This is a genomic window from Akkermansia muciniphila ATCC BAA-835, from assembly GCF_000020225.1.
Lineage (GTDB): Bacteria > Verrucomicrobiota > Verrucomicrobiia > Verrucomicrobiales > Akkermansiaceae > Akkermansia > Akkermansia muciniphila.
The window spans coordinates 2,372,137-2,389,247 of the sequence record NC_010655.1 but is presented as its reverse complement, the minus strand read 5'-3'; the positions used below and the strand labels follow the sequence as shown (position 1 = coordinate 2,389,247).

General features: G+C 56.1%; 13 protein-coding genes and 2 tRNA genes. 4 read left to right on the top strand and 11 right to left on the bottom strand.

The features are described from left to right. The first annotated feature begins 330 nt into the window (after nt 1-330). On the top strand, nt 331-1,704 hold the full coding sequence (locus AMUC_RS10510) for an NADase-type glycan-binding domain-containing protein (protein ID WP_042448368.1): 1,374 nt from the start codon (nt 331-333) through the stop codon (nt 1,702-1,704). Between the two features lie 92 nt (nt 1,705-1,796). Here the strand turns inward: AMUC_RS10510 and AMUC_RS10505 are convergent, their stop codons facing one another. Continuing rightward, nucleotides 1,797-2,516 carry a YwaF family protein gene (locus AMUC_RS10505; RefSeq protein WP_012420995.1) on the bottom strand — a complete coding sequence of 240 codons (720 nt, stop codon included), beginning with the start codon at nt 2,514-2,516 and terminating at the stop codon, nt 1,797-1,799. Between the two features lie 101 nt (nt 2,517-2,617). Between AMUC_RS10505 and AMUC_RS10500 the strand changes: the two genes are divergently transcribed. After that, nucleotides 2,618-3,127, top strand: coding sequence for a thioredoxin family protein (locus AMUC_RS10500; RefSeq protein WP_012420994.1), 510 nt, complete (start codon nt 2,618-2,620; stop codon nt 3,125-3,127). A gap of 423 nt (nt 3,128-3,550) precedes the next feature. On the opposite strand, the gene AMUC_RS10495 is transcribed toward AMUC_RS10500, so the two are convergent. The 8 genes from AMUC_RS10495 to AMUC_RS10455 all read right to left on the bottom strand — a co-directional run bounded on the left by AMUC_RS10495 (nt 3,551) and on the right by AMUC_RS10455 (nt 13,502). After that, on the bottom strand, nt 3,551-4,768 hold the full coding sequence (locus AMUC_RS10495) for an aspartate kinase (RefSeq protein ID WP_012420992.1): 1,218 nt from the start codon (nt 4,766-4,768) through the stop codon (nt 3,551-3,553). Between the two features lie 20 nt (nt 4,769-4,788). Beyond that, nucleotides 4,789-6,117: a homoserine dehydrogenase gene (locus tag AMUC_RS10490; RefSeq protein ID WP_012420991.1), complete on the bottom strand. Its 1,329-nt coding sequence runs from the start codon at nt 6,115-6,117 to the stop codon at nt 4,789-4,791. A gap of 259 nt (nt 6,118-6,376) precedes the next feature. Beyond that, a tRNA-Gln gene (locus tag AMUC_RS10480) sits at nt 6,377-6,451 on the bottom strand. Between the two features lie 94 nt (nt 6,452-6,545). Continuing rightward, complete coding sequence (locus tag AMUC_RS10475) at nt 6,546-7,049, bottom strand: threonine/serine exporter family protein (RefSeq protein ID WP_012420990.1); 504 nt, start codon at nt 7,047-7,049, stop codon at nt 6,546-6,548. Next, complete coding sequence (locus tag AMUC_RS10470; protein ID WP_012420989.1) at nt 7,046-7,822, bottom strand: threonine/serine exporter family protein; 777 nt, start codon at nt 7,820-7,822, stop codon at nt 7,046-7,048. Before AMUC_RS10470 ends, AMUC_RS10475 begins: the two co-directional genes overlap by 4 nt. Before the next feature lie 17 nt (nt 7,823-7,839). Continuing rightward, entirely contained in the window at nt 7,840-11,601 is a 3,762-nt protein-coding gene (gene metH / locus AMUC_RS10465; RefSeq protein WP_012420988.1) for a methionine synthase, read from the bottom strand. A gap of 992 nt (nt 11,602-12,593) precedes the next feature. Then, the gene (locus AMUC_RS10460; RefSeq protein ID WP_012420987.1) at nt 12,594-13,208 is read right to left on the bottom strand and encodes a PA14 domain-containing protein; all 615 of its coding nucleotides are present in this window, start codon (nt 13,206-13,208) and stop codon (nt 12,594-12,596) included. A gap of 63 nt (nt 13,209-13,271) precedes the next feature. Next, on the bottom strand, nt 13,272-13,502 hold the full coding sequence (locus AMUC_RS10455; protein WP_012420986.1) for a hypothetical protein: 231 nt from the start codon (nt 13,500-13,502) through the stop codon (nt 13,272-13,274). 246 nt (nt 13,503-13,748) lie between these two features. Between AMUC_RS10455 and AMUC_RS10450 the strand changes: the two genes are divergently transcribed. After that, nucleotides 13,749-13,824 (top strand) — tRNA-Ala (locus AMUC_RS10450). A 282-nt stretch (nt 13,825-14,106) separates the two neighbouring features. Here the strand turns inward: AMUC_RS10450 and AMUC_RS10445 are convergent. Together AMUC_RS10445 and AMUC_RS10440 are read right to left on the bottom strand one after the other, a co-directional pair. After that, a complete protein-coding gene (locus tag AMUC_RS10445) occupies nt 14,107-14,556 on the bottom strand; it encodes a pyrimidine dimer DNA glycosylase/endonuclease V (protein ID WP_012420985.1) in 450 nt (149 codons plus the stop codon). Between the two features lie 295 nt (nt 14,557-14,851). Continuing rightward, nucleotides 14,852-16,273, bottom strand: coding sequence for a cytidylate kinase family protein (locus tag AMUC_RS10440; protein WP_012420984.1), 1,422 nt, complete (start codon nt 16,271-16,273; stop codon nt 14,852-14,854). Nucleotides 16,274-16,541: 268 nt separating this feature from the next. On the opposite strand from AMUC_RS10440, the gene ybaK reads away from it, so the two are divergent. Continuing rightward, nucleotides 16,542-17,036 carry a Cys-tRNA(Pro) deacylase gene (gene ybaK, locus AMUC_RS10435; protein WP_012420983.1) on the top strand — a complete coding sequence of 165 codons (495 nt, stop codon included), beginning with the start codon at nt 16,542-16,544 and terminating at the stop codon, nt 17,034-17,036. The last annotated feature ends 75 nt before the right edge of the window (nt 17,037-17,111 follow it).

The window sequence follows — 17,111 nt, the reverse complement described above, 5'->3', positions numbered from 1 at the left end:
TGTCGATTGTTGTTAATGAGTTAATTATGCTGGTTTGTGGCGGAAAAGGCCCTCCGATGCCCCTCAGTTGGTTTTTACCTGTCATGTGCCATGGGCCATCTTTCCGCTTCTCCGGCAGAGAGACGTCCAGGCGGAACCCCGGAACCCGCTTCCAAGGGCATGAAGCGACCAATTCCGGAGTTTGGAACGAATGTTTTCCTGCTGCGGGCGTCGCTGGTTCAAAGGAGGGCCGCCCTTGTTTGTTCAGGGAAAAGGGCGGGTACGAAGGGACCTTTCCCCCTCCCCTAAATGGACTTGATGAACGGGCTGCCACGCGTTAATCTAACGGCCATGAGATTGGCTACCCTGATCTGGCTGGCCGGCATTGCATGCTGCGTGCCGGGCATGGCCGCCGAACCCCAGCAGAAGGAACAGACCGCCGCGGAAAAAGCGGACCGCCCCCGCCAGCAGGAGATATCCTTTCAATGCATCGCTCCGGTTCCCGGCTTGCCCGTTCCCATGGATTTGACGCAGGCGGACGGAATCCGGCTGAACGCGCTGGACGTTACTGTTTCCCTGAAGCAGCACCAGGCTTTCCTCATTTACACCTGCGCGCTGGATATTCCCAGGGGAATCAGGGGGAAAACCATTTCCGTAGGCGTGCCGTTCCAGTACGAACCGCCTGATGAACAGGCCAATGCCGCCAGGCAGGAACCCATACGCAGCCTCCCTTTTACGAAAGCGGTGCAGGACGTCGTCACATCCGTGGATGATCTGAAATGTGATTTTTCCCTGGTGGAGGGGCGGCATCTCCAGGCGGACGCTCCCTCCATGTTTCCCATTGCCGGCATAACTCACTGGCTGGTGGCCCAGGTTCCCAACAAGGCGGGAATCCATGTTCTTACCTTCCAGTTCTCCGTTCCTTATACGCAGGACGTTGCCATTACGCCGGAACCGAAGGTCCACATGGGGGAACCGCGCCTGACGCTGCTTACCTCTCCGGTAATAACCTGGACAGGGGGCACCCCCAGGGCGGTGGTCAATGTGTACAGCTCGGAGATGACCAACCAGTCCGTCAAGCTGGATCCCTCCGCGGATGCCAAATCCATCATGACGACGCCCAAAGGCGTTTATACCTGGTCTTTGCTGGGAGCGGACGGCAGGCCCTACGCTCCCTCCTTGGTGCTTACTCCGGGGCCCGGGTGGGTGCTGGACAAGGATGGGCGGATGACCGTCCGCGGAGAAAGGGGCGTCCTGACGGACCAGTATGACGTGACTGCCAGCTCCACCCTGGACAGGGACCCCTACGGGGTTCCATGTTCCCCGGACAATCTGAAAAAAAGTTCCGGCTATTGGGCGGAAAGCGTTTCCGGGGACGGCCAGGGGGAAACCCTGGAGATCAGGCTCAGGAAACCCGGCCGGCTGCTGGGAATCATGCTGGAGACCGGCATTTCCCCGGTGACCGACCCGGAAAAGGATTCGGAAGCCCGGAGGCACCCGAATATTGCCTACTCCATGTTCAGCCGCCCCAAAGGCATTCAGGTGACGCTGAACGGAACTTATACTTTTGACGCCACGCTGCGGGATGACTGGACTCCGCAGATTGTCGTGCCTCCGTATTACAGGCAGCCTGTGCACACCATCAAAATCAGGATTAATTCCATTTATCGCGGAACAGGGACATCGGACACCTACATCGGCATCCTCAAGCCGATTATACAATAAAGAACTTTCCGGGGCTCTTTTTTCCGGAAGCGGGCGGGCCGTTTTGCGGGGATTCCGTCGGAAGCGGCGGGGCAGGGAAAAAAGATTCCCTTTCAATGGCGGAACAGGGAACTGCCCGTGCGGCCTCTGGGATAACGGCGGAAGGGGAGCGTGAGCAGATACATCAGCGCCAGCGCCGGAACCTGCATCCACAGCAGGTACCAGGGCCATGGCCCGAGAAAGTCCAGCACGGACCCTCCGGCGGGAGTGGCCACGGTAAACCCGTAATTGGTTCCCAGGAGCATGTTGACGGGATGAATGGCCACCAGGTACGCATTCGCCAGCAAAAAAGCCCACAGGAAGTCCCAGCGCGCCGGCTTCCATTCCAGAGCCAGAGGCAGGTAAAGCGCCGTGATGACTGTCACGCCGTGGGAAAGGAAAAAGGCAAAATACGTCCATGAGGGGAAATCATGGGCCACGGAAGGAGTCACCAGCCCCTGGAGGGTGGCGCACAGCACGCAGTAATAGGCCACGGAGCGCAGCCGCCGGGAGGGTATCCACAGGCTCAGGGCGCACACCACCTGCATGACGGAGCAGAAATGCAGGGGGAGCATCCATGTCCAGTTCTTTTCCGGTTCATCGGCCAGCATGGCGGCCAGGTCGGGAACCAGGCTGAACAGGCAGGCCGCCCCCAGCCAGAAGGTAGTGCGGTTTCTGACGGTTTTCTTGTAGGACTGCCCCAGCTCCAGGATGCAGGCTCCCGCCGCCAGGAGGACGGCCAGGGCCGCCCAGTGGGAAACCCCTGCGAATTCCAGTGGAGGGACGCCATTCATGCAACCTTCACCATAACAGCAAGAAGGGGGAGGGGCAACGCGAAAAGCGGGATGGGTTTCAGGCTTGCAAATTCGCCTTCTCCGGGCATACTTGCCTGCGGATGAAACAGGGCTTGTTCATATTGGTCTGCGGTTTGCTGGCGGCCGGCCTGACCGGGTGCGACGATTCCAGTGAACGGCGCGCCCGTTATGCGGAAAAAAAGCCCGCTCCGCGCCCTCTGGAAAGGACGTTTGACCCTCCCAAAAAAGTCCTCCCTCCTTCAAAACCTAAGAAAAAGGCCCCCGTATGGATGGATTACAAAGGTGAGGACATGCGGCAGCTTACGGAATTATCCGGCCGCAAGGTGCTCCTTGTTTTTTACGCTTCGTGGAGCCGCCCGGCCATGGATTACGTCCAGGCGGTAAAATCTTATGCCGAATCGCAGGACGGCAAGGCGTTTGCCGTGTTGATTGATGCGGATGCCTATCCGGACATAGCTCGCAAATATGGCCTGGAAGCCGTCCCTCTGACGGTTCTGTATCTGGAAGGGATGAAGCTGAAGGATATGGTCGGCGGCATTACTGCGCCGCGCCTGAACGAACTGATTGAGCAGACGATACGGGTGCAATAGAAGGGATGGGCTGCGGCAGCCTCTGCGCGGTGCGGGGGGCGGTTGATCCCCTGTAAATGAACCTTTTGTTTGTTGTGCTTTTTTTGCTCCGTACCTGTAAGGACTTCCCTTTCCTGCATGGAGAACCGGAGAATTTCCGTTCCTGAAGGTATGGATTTTATGGGAACTCTGAAAAACGCAGGCGGCAAGCCGGTAAAACTGGAACAGGGAAAGGGCGGCGTCATTCTCCTGTGTTCCTGAGACGGCCATTACGCCCGCAACAGCATGCGGAGAGAGACGCCCTTCCTTCTTTCGAAAATTGGAAGGAAACGGGGGGATGGCGTTCCTTTTCCGGGAAGGGGCTGCTTTTTTTGCCGCATGAAAAAGCCGGTTCACGGGGACGTGAACCGGCGTGGAAAAGAGAGTTGATAAATATTGAGAAAATCAGGCTCCCAGGTTGAACGCCTTATGTACGACCCGGGCCGCTTCCTCAATATCGGATTCGTCCACCATCACGGCAATCTTGATTTCCGAGGTGGAAATCATGCCGGTCTTGATGTTGGCGTCCGCCAGGGCCTTGAAAGCGGTGGCTCCCACGCCTGAGTGGGAACGCATGCCGATGCCGACCAGGGAAAGCTTGGCCAGCCCCGCTTCCGTTTCCACCTTGACGGTGGAGCCGAGGGCGGCCATGACCGGTTTAAGGGCGGCTTGGGCGCGGCCCAGTTCGTTGGAGGGCATCGTAAAGGACTGGCGGACATAGCCGTCGTGGGCAGTATTGGCCAGAATCATATCCAGGTTGATTTCCGCTTCTGCCAGGGCGCCCAGTATCTGGGCCGTGTAGCCGATTTGGTCCGGAATGCCGGTAATGGTGACGCGGGCCTGGTTGCGGTCAATGGAAATGCCGCGGATGACGACGGCTTCCATGGAGGGAGTTTCTTCTTGCACGATTGTACCGGGGTTGTTGTTCATGGAGTTGCGAACTTCAAAGACGACACCGAATTTTTTGGCGAATTCCACGGAACGCGACTGCATCACCTTGGACCCGTTGGAAGCCATTTCCAGCATCTCGTCATATGAAAGGGTTTGTATCTTCTTGGCGTCTTTGACCACGCGGGGGTCACAGGTATAGACGCCGTCCACATCTGTAAAAATCTGGCACACGTCCGCTTTCAGAGCGGCCGCGATGGCGATGGCGGAGAGGTCGGAACCTCCGCGGCCCAGCGTCTGGACCATTCCTTCTTCCGTAACCCCCTGAAAGCCGGCGCAGATAAGGATGTTGCCTTCCTGCAGGTACTTGTTCATCAGCGTCGGGTCAATGCTGTGGATGCGCCCCCGCGTGTGGCTGCCGAAGGTGGTGATTCCGGCCTGCGCCCCCGTAAAGGACATGGCTTTTTCACCCAGTTCATGCAGGGCCATGCAGAGCAGGGCGATGGACTGCTGTTCGCCGGTGGCCATCAGCACGTCAAGTTCACGTTCGCAAGGCGTTTCAGACAATTCCCTGGCAAGCCCGATCAGCTTGTCCGTCACGCCGCTCATGGCGGAAACGACGGCGACCACCTGGTTGCCTTCCCTGGCGGTTTCATGGATGCGGCGCGCTACATTGCGGATGCGGTCAATGGTGCCGACGGAGCTGCCCCCGAATTTTTGAACGATAAGAGCCATGTAACAGGATGATATGTAGGTTAGGATTGAGGAAGAAGATGTTCTATGCGCAGGACACGGGGCTCCGCCGCCACGCAGGAAATGCGGGTTATTTCCTCCAGAGCCTTCTGGAGCTGGCCCCACGGGCAGGAATGGAGGATGAAAACGAGGTCGTTCCAGGGGGCTCCGCCTTCATCAATATGGCTGGGAGCGGAAGAGGTGGCGGAAATGCCGATGCCGAAGGTGGCCAGAATGCGGGCTATTTCCGCAATGACTCCCGGCTGGTCCGCTACCTGGAAGCGGACGTAATACGGAGTGACCGTATCATTGATATGCATGATCCCGCAGGCCTTGGCATAGGGATTGAAGCCCGTATGGTATTCCGGATAGCGGCTTTCGCGCATGGCGGTGATGATGTCGCTGATGACGGCGGAAGCTGTGGGGTTCTTGCCCGCTCCCCGGCCGTAAAACAGCGTTTCCCCCACAATGTCCCCGTTGACGGAAATAGCGTTGAACACGCCGTTCACGGAAGCCAGGATATGCCAGTCATGGACAAAACAGGGCTGGACACGCAGTTCCAGAGCGTCTTCCTGCCCCTCATGGTAGCGGATGACGACAAGGAGCTTGATGGTATAGCCCAGTTTTTTGGCAAATTCGAAATCCCGGCTGGTGATATTCTCAATGCCTCTGACGTAAATTTTATCCGGGGAAATGGTTGTTCCGTAGGCCAGCATCGCCAGGATGAGCGCCTTATGGGCGGCGTCCCAGCCGTTGACGTCCAGGGAGGGGTCTTCTTCCGCGAAGCCCAGCTTCTGGGCCTGGGCCAGGGCGTCCGCGTAATCGGCCCCGTGTTCCCCCATGGCGGAGAGAATATAGTTGGACGTTCCGTTGATAATGCCCACAATGGAATTGATGTGGTTGCAAATCAGGGAATTCTGCAAGCTCTGGATAATGGGGATGCCGCCGCCGGCGGACGCTTCGAAATAAATGGGGGTGCCCATTTCCGCGGAAAGCTTGAAAATCTCCGCTCCATATTCGGCCAGAAGAGCCTTGTTCCCCGTAACGACGGGCTTGCCGGCACGGAGGGCCAGCGTCACCAGATCGTAAGCCTGGCGCGTTCCGCCAATCAGCTCAATAATGATGTCTATCTCCGGGTCGTTTACCAAATCCTGCCAATCGTCCGTCAGCAGTTCCCGGGGAACGACGGTTTCCCTGGGCTTTTCCAGGTTGCGCACGGCGATGCGCTTGAGCCTGAAAGGAATCTTGCTCCGGGCTTCCAGAAGGGCGTGATTGCGGCACAGCGTTTCATAAACGCCGGAACCGACCGTTCCCAGCCCGGCAAGCCCAAGTTGTATAGGTTTTTCCGTCATTCCTGCCGGGGGATTATGCAAAAAAATCCCTGTAACGCAAGAGCTTTTACCGCCCCGGAATGCCGTGTGTGCGATGCTCATGGAATACCCTTCTTTCCGGCATTTCCCTCCACCCCCGCATGTTCCATGCGCGGCAGGACGATTGCTGGATTTTCAAGAATCTGTGCGGATGATGGGGGAATGGCGTTCAAGCTTGCTCCGGGAGAGGATGAATCCTGAAAAAAGGCAACAAAAAACCCTCCTTGAAGGAGGGTTGGATTGGCAGCCCCACCAGGACTCGAACCTAGAAATACTGAACCAAAATCAGGTGTGTTACCAATTACACTATGGGGCTGTCTGCTCAGGCGTTTCTGCCGTTGCGGGGCGTAGTAAACCACACGGGGCGCAGTCTGGCAAGAGAAAAATGCCCTGTCTCCCTTGTTTGAAGGTCAATGCCCCGGCTTGATGATGCGTGTATAGCTCAACCGTTTGAACATCAGCATGGGTATGGCTACTCCGATAACCAGCGAAAAGATGATGAAGAAGGCGGTGATGCCGTTTTTGCAGATGTCCACAATCAGACGGTTCATGACGGCCGCGTCCTGGTTCTCCTGCATAAACTGCATCAGGGCCAGGATGGTCTTATAGGCGTACACGCCGGGAATCATGGGAAGCAGGGAAGGGAAAGCGAATATTTCCGCCGGGCACTTCACCAGCTTGGCCGTCATGACGCCCAGCATGCCTATGGTGAAGGCGGCAATGAAGGTGGCGCTGGAAATGTCAATGGTCCAGGAGTGCAGCATGTAAAAGCGGAAAGCGTGGCCGACGGCCGCCAGAACGGCGGAAACGGCAATGGCGCGCCTGGGCGGATTGGAGATGACGGCAAATCCCGTGGCGGCAATGGCGGCCATCAGCCCGTCCAGAAGGATGGAGGAAATAAGATCCGGATTCATAAGCTGTTTACCCCTACGATGAGCATGGTTGCGGAGAGGCCGATGGCGATGCAGGCAATCATCATGATGGAATGGATGCCGCGGGAGATGCCCATCAGGATGTGGCCGTGCATCAGGTCCATGATGGAGTTGATCATCTGGACGCCGGGCACCAGGAACAGGACGCTGGCTGCCAGGGCGATCTGCGGCGTGGAGCCTATCTGGAAAAGGACGGCGCACGCGGCTGCCATGGAAGCGGTGAAGGCGGAAAGGATGATGACCCCCAGCGGGTTGTATTTCAACCGGGTAAGCTGCTGCTTGGCCAGAAAGCCCAGCATGGTGGCGGCGAACACGGTCAGCATGGCCCACAGGTCTCCGTTAAACAGGCGGCAGAAGGCGGCGTTGCCTACGCTGACCAGGAGCAGGTCCGTCCAGCGGGAAAATCTTTTGGTGCGCACCATGGAGCGGAATGCCTGTTCCATTTCCGCAATGCTGACGTTGTTGTCCACCGGGAGCCAGCTCAATTCACTGAGCTGCTGGATCAGGTTCAGGTTGAACGCCAGGGGTTTCAGTTTCCGGACGGAGGTGCGGCGCAGCGTCTCGTCATCCTTGCAGATCAGGCTCATGGTGATATTGCGCTGGAAAATGGTCATGTCCGCGCTGTATCCGTACGCGGAGGCAATGCGGGAAATGTTGCGCACGGCGCGGTTGGTGTGCACCCCCGCGCCCATGAGGGTGGTGGCGTATTCCAGCAGGAATTCCGAAAGGGCCTGTATCTGGTCGGTATGCTGCATAAAAGGGAAAGGGGAGGTCAGGGCCGGGAGGCCCGTTTTCTGGAGGCGTAATCCTCCTGCTGGTCTTCCCCGGTGACGCCCACGGAGAAATAAGTGCTTTCCGGATGGGAGAAGACGAGGGCGCAGACGGAAGAAACGGGCTGCATCATCCATGTTTCCGTCAGGCTCATGCCCGCTTCCTCCCGGGCGTGGAGCAGGGTGAAGACGGTTTCCTTTTCCTGGTGGTCCGGCTGGCTGGGGTACCCGCAGGCAGGTCGCACGCCGGACCCTTCCGGAATATTCCACAAAAGGCGCAGCTTGTCATGGGCGATGGCCGCGAAAGCCTCCACCAGGCGGTCCGCCAGAGAGCTGACCAGCAGGGCGCGGTAGGAGTCGTTTCTGGCTTCCCATTCCTTTGCCCAGCGGCGGGAGCCGTGGATGCTGACCGCCATGGCCCCCACGTAATCCCTGACGCCTTCGGGAGCGATGAAGTCCGCCAGCGCCAGCCGGGGTTTCCCCTGTTTGTCCAGTTGCTGGCGCTGCGTCAGCAGCGTAGCCAGGGGAATGGTTCTGGATTCATCAGCCCAGACGGTGATGTCGTCATGGCTGGCTGTTGAATTGGCCGGGAAAATGCCTATGACGCCGCGCGCCTGGTAGCGGTTTTCCTTCACGGCCTGTTCCAGCAAGCGGAGGGCGTCCTGGTACAGCGCCGCGGCCGCCTCAGCCTTGGACGGGTCTTTGGTGCGGAACTCCCGGCGGGCGCGGTCCCATGTGCCGTGCAGCTCCCAGGCGTGGAAAAAAGGCGTCCAGTCCATGCGCTCGATAAGCTCCTGAACAGTTACGTAATAACGTGGATCGTCACTGCAGCAGCCGCAGCTTACGGAGCTGTGCAGGCTGCCGATGGAAACCGGGCCAAGACGGGCGGGAACGGGGGGGAGATAGCCGCCTTCCGCTCCCTTCCAGCGCAATTCCCTGGCTTTCTCCAGGGGCAGGAGGTCCCGGACGGGTTTGTTTTCATGATTGTTGCGCAATTCCTCCTGCCGGGCCTTCACGGCGGCAATGTAGGAATCCTTTTTTTCTCCCACCAGGGAGGCGGCTGCGGGAACCACCTGGGAGGCATCCTCCGTATGCACCACGGCTCCTTGATAATGGGGGGCTATTTTCAGGGCCGTATGCAGGGCTGACGTCGTAGCTCCCCCCACCATCAGGGGAATGGTCATCCCCCGGCGTTCCATCTCCGCGGCTACATGGGACATCTCTTCCAGGGAAGGGGTGATCAGCCCGGAAAGCATCACCAGGTCCGCCTGTTCCGCTTCCGCCCGGTCCAGAATGGTATCGCAATGGACCATGACGCCCAGGTCAATCATTTCAAAACCATTGCAGCTCAACACCACGCCGACGATATTTTTGCCGATGTCATGCACGTCCCCCTTCACGGTGGCGATCACGGCTTTTCCCGCCTTGGCGGCTCCTTTGCTGTCCGCTTCTATATAGGGGGTGAGCCAGGCTACAGCCTGTTTCATGACGCGGGCGCTTTTCACCACCTGCGGCAGGAACATTTTGCCGTCCCCGAACAGTTGCCCGACGACCTTCATGCCGGCCATCAGAGGGCCTTCAATCACGTTCAGCGGAGACCCCAGCTCCTGAAAAGCCTCCTCCGTATCCGCGTCAACAAATTCGGTAATGCCCTTGATAAGAGAATATTCCAGACGTTTGGCAACGTCCTGCTCCCTCCAGGCCTGTACGGTTTTTTTCTCCTTTCCGTCTCCGGTTTTTTCCGCAGCCAGTTTTTCCGCGTAATCCGTCAGGCGTTCCGTGGCGTCCGTCCTCCGGTTCAGCAGAACGTCTTCAATCAGCTCCAGCCTGTCCTTGGGAATATTGTCGTACACCTCCAGCATCCCGGCATTCACGATGCACATGTCCAGCCCCTGCTGCGTAGCGTGGTACAGGAAAGCGGAATGCATGGCTTCCCGCACCGGGTTGTTGCCGCGGAAAGCAAAGGAGACATTGGAAATGCCGCCGGAAATGTGGGCATGCGGCAGGTTCCGGGAGATCCAGCCTGCGGCCTTGAAGAAATCAAGAGCGTAATCGGCGTGTTCCGCAATGCCGGTGCCTACGGTCAGGACGTTCGGGTCAAAAATGATGTCTTCCGGAGGAAACTGCACCCGGTTTACCAGCAAGTCATAGGCCCGTCTGGAGATGCGGACGCGGTCCTCGTAATTGGCGGCCTGTCCCTGTTCGTCAAACGCCATGACCACGACCGCTGCGCCGTACTTTTTAATCAGCGCCGCTTTCTTCAGGAATTCTTCTTCCCCCTCCTTCAGAGAAATGGAATTCACGATTCCCTTGCCCTGCATGCATTGGAGCCCCGCTTCCAGCACCTCCCACTTGGAGGAATCCACCATGAAAGGAACGCGGGCGATATCCGGCTCTGCGGAAACAAGGTTCAGGAAGCGGACCATGGCCTGCGGCCCGTCGATCAGGCCGTCGTCAAAACAGAAATCCAATACCAGCGCGCCGTTTTCCACCTGCTGCCGGGCAATGGATACCGCTTCCTCGTAATTTCCTTCACGAATCAGGCGGGCGAATTTGGGGGAACCCGCCACATTGCAGCGTTCCCCGACAAAGAGGGTGTTTTTTTCCCGCGTATGGTTGTACGCTTCATATCCGGACAGGCGAAGCGCGGGCGTTTGGGGAGCCGGAACGCGCGGAGGCATTCCTTCCACGGCAGCCGCAATGGCGCCGATATGCTCCGGAGTGGTTCCGCAGCAGCCGCCCACGATGTTCAGCAGGCCCTGTTCCGCGTATTCCTTCATGAACCGGGCCATATCCGCCGGCAGAAGGTCGTAGCCGGTAGGGCTGAGCGGGTTGGGAAGCCCGGCATTCGCATAAATGGACATGTGGCAATCTGCCAGTCCGGACAGTTCTTCCGCAAAGGGGCGCATCAGGTCCGGCCCCAGGGCGCAATTGATGCCTACGGAGAAGGGGCGAACGTGGCGGATGGAGTTCCAGAATGCTTCAATCGTCTGGCCGGACAGCGTGCGTCCGGCTTTGTCCGTCAGCGTTACGGATACCATGACCGGAACAGAGCTTTCCGGTTGTTCCTCAAAAATTTCTTCAATGGCGAACAGGGCTGCCTTGGCGTTCAGCGTGTCGAAAATCGTCTCCACCAGCAGCATGTCCACCCCCCCTTCCAGCAGGGCCAGCACCTGATCCCGGTACGCCTGCCTGAGCTGGCGGAAATTCACGGCGCGGAAACCGGGATCATTCACGTCGGGGGACAGGGAACAGGTGACGGGCATGGGGCCGATGGACCCGGCCACCAGGCGGGGCTTGCCGTCTGCAGCTTCCGCTTCGTCGCATGCCTGCCGGGCCAGTGCGGCTGCCGCCAAATTCAATTCCCGGACAAGGGCCTTCAATTCGGGGGCGTCCACCACTTCCTGGAAATACTGCTGGTCCTTGTGGCTGCCTTCCTCCGGACGGTGCCAGAAATAATCATGCTGGCCGATGCTGGTAGCTCCGAATGTGCAGGTTTCCAGAATATCCGTCCGTCCCGTGTCAAGAAAGCGGCGGTGAATATCAAGAATGATATCCGGCCTGGTCAGAACCAGAAGGTCGTTATTATTCTTTAAATCGTTGGGATAGCATTCCGCATCCGCAAAACGTTCTCCGCGGTAATCTCCCTCTCCCAGCCTGAATTTTTGGATATTGGTGCCCATGGCGCCATCCAGGATGACAACCCTTTTACGTAACTGGTCTTTCAGGTAATCAAGGCGTTCTGTTCTGGATGCTCTGCTCATATGGCGCGGAAAATCTACCGTCCGTCCGTCATTGGAACAAGGACAATTGTCGTCACGTTTTTCCCGTATTGCTCCGGGGAAATGGGAGGAACCTGTTTTCAAGGGAATGGAAAAGGTATGGGGATGATTTACGGAAAGTAAAAACGCCTGTGAAAATTTTATGTTTCATTCCAGATTTTCTGGAAGGATGGGAAATTTCCATTTTTTTATTCCGTTTCCGTATGTCCCTTTCCTGTTTCACGCTGTTCCCGGGAAAAAGAATGCGGGGACTGGAGAAAAAGGAAGAAAAATTGTGAATAAAATGATAATAACATGTGTATAACTGGAATGACTATTTATGTTTCAATAGCGGAAAATTCATTCATGCCGAACATAGGGAAGGGATGAAAGCGTACTTTTTCAGTAACATCATTTGCTGGCAGGCATTCTGAATATTACCCGATAAAGAAACATTTTCTTTTCCAGAAATGAAGAGCGGATTTCTAATCCGCAACCTTCATCATGATAAAAAATTTTCAGGGAGAGAAGCTTTTCTCCTCTGAGAAGCAATGCTGGTCATTATGAATTCAAAGAGAAGGGAATCTTTGAAAACAAATGATTCCCGGATTTTGAAACGACATGAATAGCAAAAATTCCTTTTTCCTTCTTATACTTCACTTGAAAAAGAGAGAGGTTTTTTACTCCAAGATGGATAGCCCCGTGAAACATCGGGACTTTTTCTCAAAGCCTTTCCTTTCAAACTGGGAACTTGACCTCGGATTAGAAATCCGCTAGATTTGGATTCAGAAGGTGTTTTGGCATTTTTCTGTGTCAGGCCGCTTCAATTAACTACATGATATACGACGAGAAAAAACCGGGCTTCCCCGATGGAGGGAGGTCCGGTTTTTTTTCGTATTGGAAATGATTGATTGATGGAGTTTTATGGAAAATATCTATTTTCTCGTCGGCAAATTGATGATGTCTCCTCGGCGGGAAGGTAATCAAAAAACCTTTCAGTCCGCTTTGGCTGGGGATTGTTTTTTTTCTTCCGGCAAGATACCGGGCGGTATGAACAGCGCCGTGGCAGGAATGATGACAGGGGCGGGGATGCCCGGCCCGGACCAGGCGACGGACATATGGTCCGGGCCTCCATCCTCCTTGTGAATCACCTGAAGAAAATAAAACCGGTCAGCTTCCAGCTGGACAGGTTCGGAAGCCTGGTTGGGCTGGTTGCCCCAATTATGGATGTCGGAATATCCTTTGACGGTGGCGATGCAGGCCATGTCCTTCTGGGTGGCATCCTTGCCCAGCCATAACTCTGCGGAATCGTCGGAAGACAGGTAAAGGCGGTACTTCCCGCTTGCCGGGACTTTCAGCAGGGCGGAGTAACGGGCTCCGTACCTGTCTCCCTGGTTTTCCACATCCAGATGGCTGATCGTGCGGACATCCGGGGCCGCCGTTTCAAAAATCTTCCTGTGGGTCAGGTCCTTTACGGATGCCCCCGGAATGCCGAACCACAATTCCTGCACTACGCCGGGAGAAGGCTTTCCCTCCTCAGAAGAGCCGGAAGCTGTTTCCGTCAGCATGACACCGCACAGAAAGCTCAGGATGGGTAGAATAATGTTCATGGCCGGAGACTCCTTTCCTGCAACGACTACGGCAGGAACCAGGGCAACCTTTCAAAAACGGCGTCATTCCCGGGGTGCCTCCTGGTCATGGCCTCCGTCCTTCTGGCGGCTGGAACCGCTCCTCCAAATCATCCAGCCGATCAGGAATGCCAGAACGCCCAGTCCGGCGACTCTGCGGGGAGTGGAAATGCCGCTGTCCTCCGTCTGGGCCGGCGGTCCTTCCGCAGCTGGAGTCTCCTGGGCGTGAACGGAACAGGACAGGGACAAAATTGCCAGAGCGCAGGCGAATATCATACGATGAGTAAAAAGAGGGCGTTTCATCATTTATGGAAAGGTAAAACAGGAATGAGTCTCATTCAAACACATTTGTTCAGACTGTCCCTGTTTTCGTCTGCATGGGATTTGCAGCCCTTTCCGGATTCAGTATTTTTCGGAAAAATCATCCCGGGGCAATTTTTTTGTAGAAAAAGCTTGCATGCCCGCTTTGGAAATGATAATTTCTCCCCGTCCTCAACAGGACGCACCAAGACGAAAGTCAAAGGGGTATTAGCTCAGTTGGTAGAGCGCTTCAATGGCATTGAAGAGGTCAGCGGTTCGAACCCGCTATGCTCCACCAAATAAAGGCCTTAAAGCACAAATGCTTTAAGGCCTTTTCCTTTGCCGGGCATGTTTTTTCACCGTATGGGCCTGAAGAATTAAAAGGTTGGAAAGGGTCTTGCAATAATTCTGCTCGCTGCAGTGACTGCCCGGGTGATGAGATGGAAATGGCGTATGCCTGTGGTTTTATCCCCGTCACTATGAAAAGATGCCAAACCGGATCAATAGTTTCCAGCGGGAATAAGGGGGCATTCCAAAAATATTTATTGGAAGGCAACCTTTCCCGGAGAAGAAAATGAAGTCATGTTAATGACGAAACAGGCTTTTTCTCCCAGGAGCAAATATCTCCTGGCGTTATTTGAAAAAGCGGATGGGGATGGGGGACTGCGGTTTGCCGCAACAGGGAATATTGCCGGGGGAACCTTTCCTTGAGCTTGTCCAGAAGATGAAGGAATTCGTATTCGAGCTGTTTATCCGGCAGGAGAAGGGAATGGGGACGGCTTTCGCAGGGAGAAATTTTGCTTAAATCAAAATTGTAGCCTCTGCGGATGGATTCGTCATGGACGGTTTTCAGGTAGAAATCCAGGACATGAATGGGGTTTTCCGTCTCCCGGAAGCGGAAGAGCTGAGAATGATGGATATATCCTTTTGTCTGCCCCTGCAAAACTTTGCGTGCCAGGAGGCCTTCCCTCCACAGGGCAACCAGGCCGACAGCATCCAGGTAAGAGGGGTGGAGTGACCAGAGTCTCATGTTTTTTGGACTCAGAAAGGCTGCCTTTTGTTGTTTTGAATTATGCAGCCGGCAAAAAAACGGGGAGTTGGGAGGGGCAGCCTTTTGTGTGGAAGGGGCCATTCGTTTTCCAGCCGGTTTTTCATCTGAAGGAGATACGGAATCTTTCCCTTTGCGGGGATTATGGAAAGGGGGAGAGAGTTTCCTATTTATCGGCCAGGCAGTTTTTTCAGACAACGGATTCTGTTACCGGTGAACAAGGTGCCGGGAGGGCAGTTGTTACATAAGTATTGGCTGTTGGAGACATTTGCCCCTGTCAGGCGAGGGATATTTCTCCGGGAATGCTGTCCTCTTCCGGTTCGGGAAAAGATGCGGAGCGGACGGGAACCGTTTCTACAGCGGAAGATTGTTCGGTTCTGGTATTGATGGCTTCCAGAATCAGTTCCACCGTGCGTTTCAGTCCGTAATCGGACGTGTTGACGCACAAGTCGTAGAGGCGTGCATTGCCCAGTTCCTGCCCGGTGTAGTGCAGGCAGTGGGTGCGGCGGCGGGAGTCCATGATGTCCATGGCCCGGGCTGCCCCGCCAGGTTCTACCCCATAGTTTTCAATAACGCGCTGCATGCGCGTGGCCCGGTCCGCATGAAGGAAAACACTGAACAGGTTGGGTCTCCCTTTCAGGATGAAGTTGGCGCAGCGGCCCACGATGACGCATGCCTGACTGGCCGTAATGTCCCGGATGACTTTGCTCTGTGCCAGGAAGGTGGCGTCTTCAGGGGGCATTTCCTCCGCCGTGTAGGCATAGTTCTGGGCGTAAAGTTCGTGCAGGAAGCGGCTGGAAAGCTGTTGTTCGTGCTTGCGGATGTAGTCCGGAGTGAGGCCGCTCCGGGAGGCTGTGAGGTACACCAGTTCCGAGTCGTAGAATCGGATGCCCAGCTTTTCCGCCAGCATTTTCCCGATGGCATGGCCGCCGGAACCGTATTCCCGGTCAATGGAAATGACCAGAGGGGCGTCCGGAGCATAAGCGGCCGTTTGTGCCAGCGGAGGAAGCTCGCTTGCTGCTCCGGGGCGCGCCAGCCGTTCCAGGAGCCTGTCCGGCCAGAAGACGTGCCTGTTGAAAAAACGGACGATCATTCCCACCAGGACGGCGGCCACCACGGTTCCTTCCCGTATGCCTGTCAGTCCGGGCAGGAAGATGAGGGAACAGGCCAGGCCGATGCAGACGAGCGTGCAGTCCATCCCGGTTTTTACGGCTCCGAATTCCCATTTGAAGAGTTTGACGAAGGCCAGGCTCATGCCTTCCCCTGCCAGAAGAACGGAATCCGCCTTAACCTGAAGAAAGACGCCGAATCCGATTACCACGCAGCTGAACAGGCAGAGAATAACGGACCACAGGTATCCGTCCGGTTCCAGAGGCGCTATGATCCACATGGAAAAATCCGTCAGAAAGCCGAAGATAAAAGCTATGGGAATCTGGAGCAGATGCGCCGGACGGAATTGCCTTTTCAGCAGGGCCGCCTGCACGGCCACAAAGCTCAGGTGCATGAGGATGGTGACGGTCCCCATGGTTAGAGGGAATGCCAGGCTGAGCACATAGGGCGTGCAGGAGATGGGGGAGACTCCCAGGTCTGCCTTGGTGGACAGAGCGATGCCCAGAGACATGATGAAGAGCGCAGCAATCAGGACGGAGCAGCGCAGGACATGTTCTCCAAGGCTTCTCCGGACACGATAATCTTCCATGATACCGGATGTTATCTTTTCTGCCAGCGGCAAGTCAAGGGTTCTGAGGAAATGAGGCGTTTTTTCCTTTTTCTTTTTCGCCGTCCTCCGTTTCTGAAATTCTCCGCTGTGAACGGGCTGCACTGGGGGAACGGCGTTGCTGTCCTTACCGCTCTTTCAGAGAAATTCCCGTTTCCGTTCCACTTTTTCATAGGGGCCGTCGGGGGGCTCGGCCTTGTCAAAGGAAGGCTTTTTTTCTATGTTACCGGGACGTTCCCTTTTCAAGTTTATGTCCAAAAAGAAGGAGGCAAAGACAAATGCTATGCGCCTGCTGGATGCGCTGCATATCCCGTACAGGCATTATTCCTATGAATGCCGCGAGTTTGTGGATGCGCGGCATACGGCGGAAGCACTGAACCTGGCGGAGGAGAAGATGTACAAGACGCTGGTAACGGAGGGAGCTCCTCGGCAGTATTACGTGTTCGTGATACCCATAGGCGCGGAGCTTTCCTTGAAAAAGGCTGCCCGCACCGTGGGAGAAAAGGCTCTTTCCATGCTTCCGGTGAAGGATATTACCGCCGTGACGGGGTACGTGCGCGGCGGCTGCACGGCTTTGGGGATGAAAAGGAAATACCCTACGGTGATTGATGCCAGCGCGGAAGCCCTGCCGGAGATGGTGGTGAGCGGCGGACGTCTGGGGTGCCAGATTGAATTGAATCCTGTGGATTTATGCCGTGCGGCGGAGGGCTTTTTTGCGGATGTGGCGGATATTTCCGTTTCATGATGGACATCCTGGTTCCGGAAATGCGGAGGGAAGAGGGCAAAAAGCTTTTCCCGGAGGATTTTTTTCTATATTCCT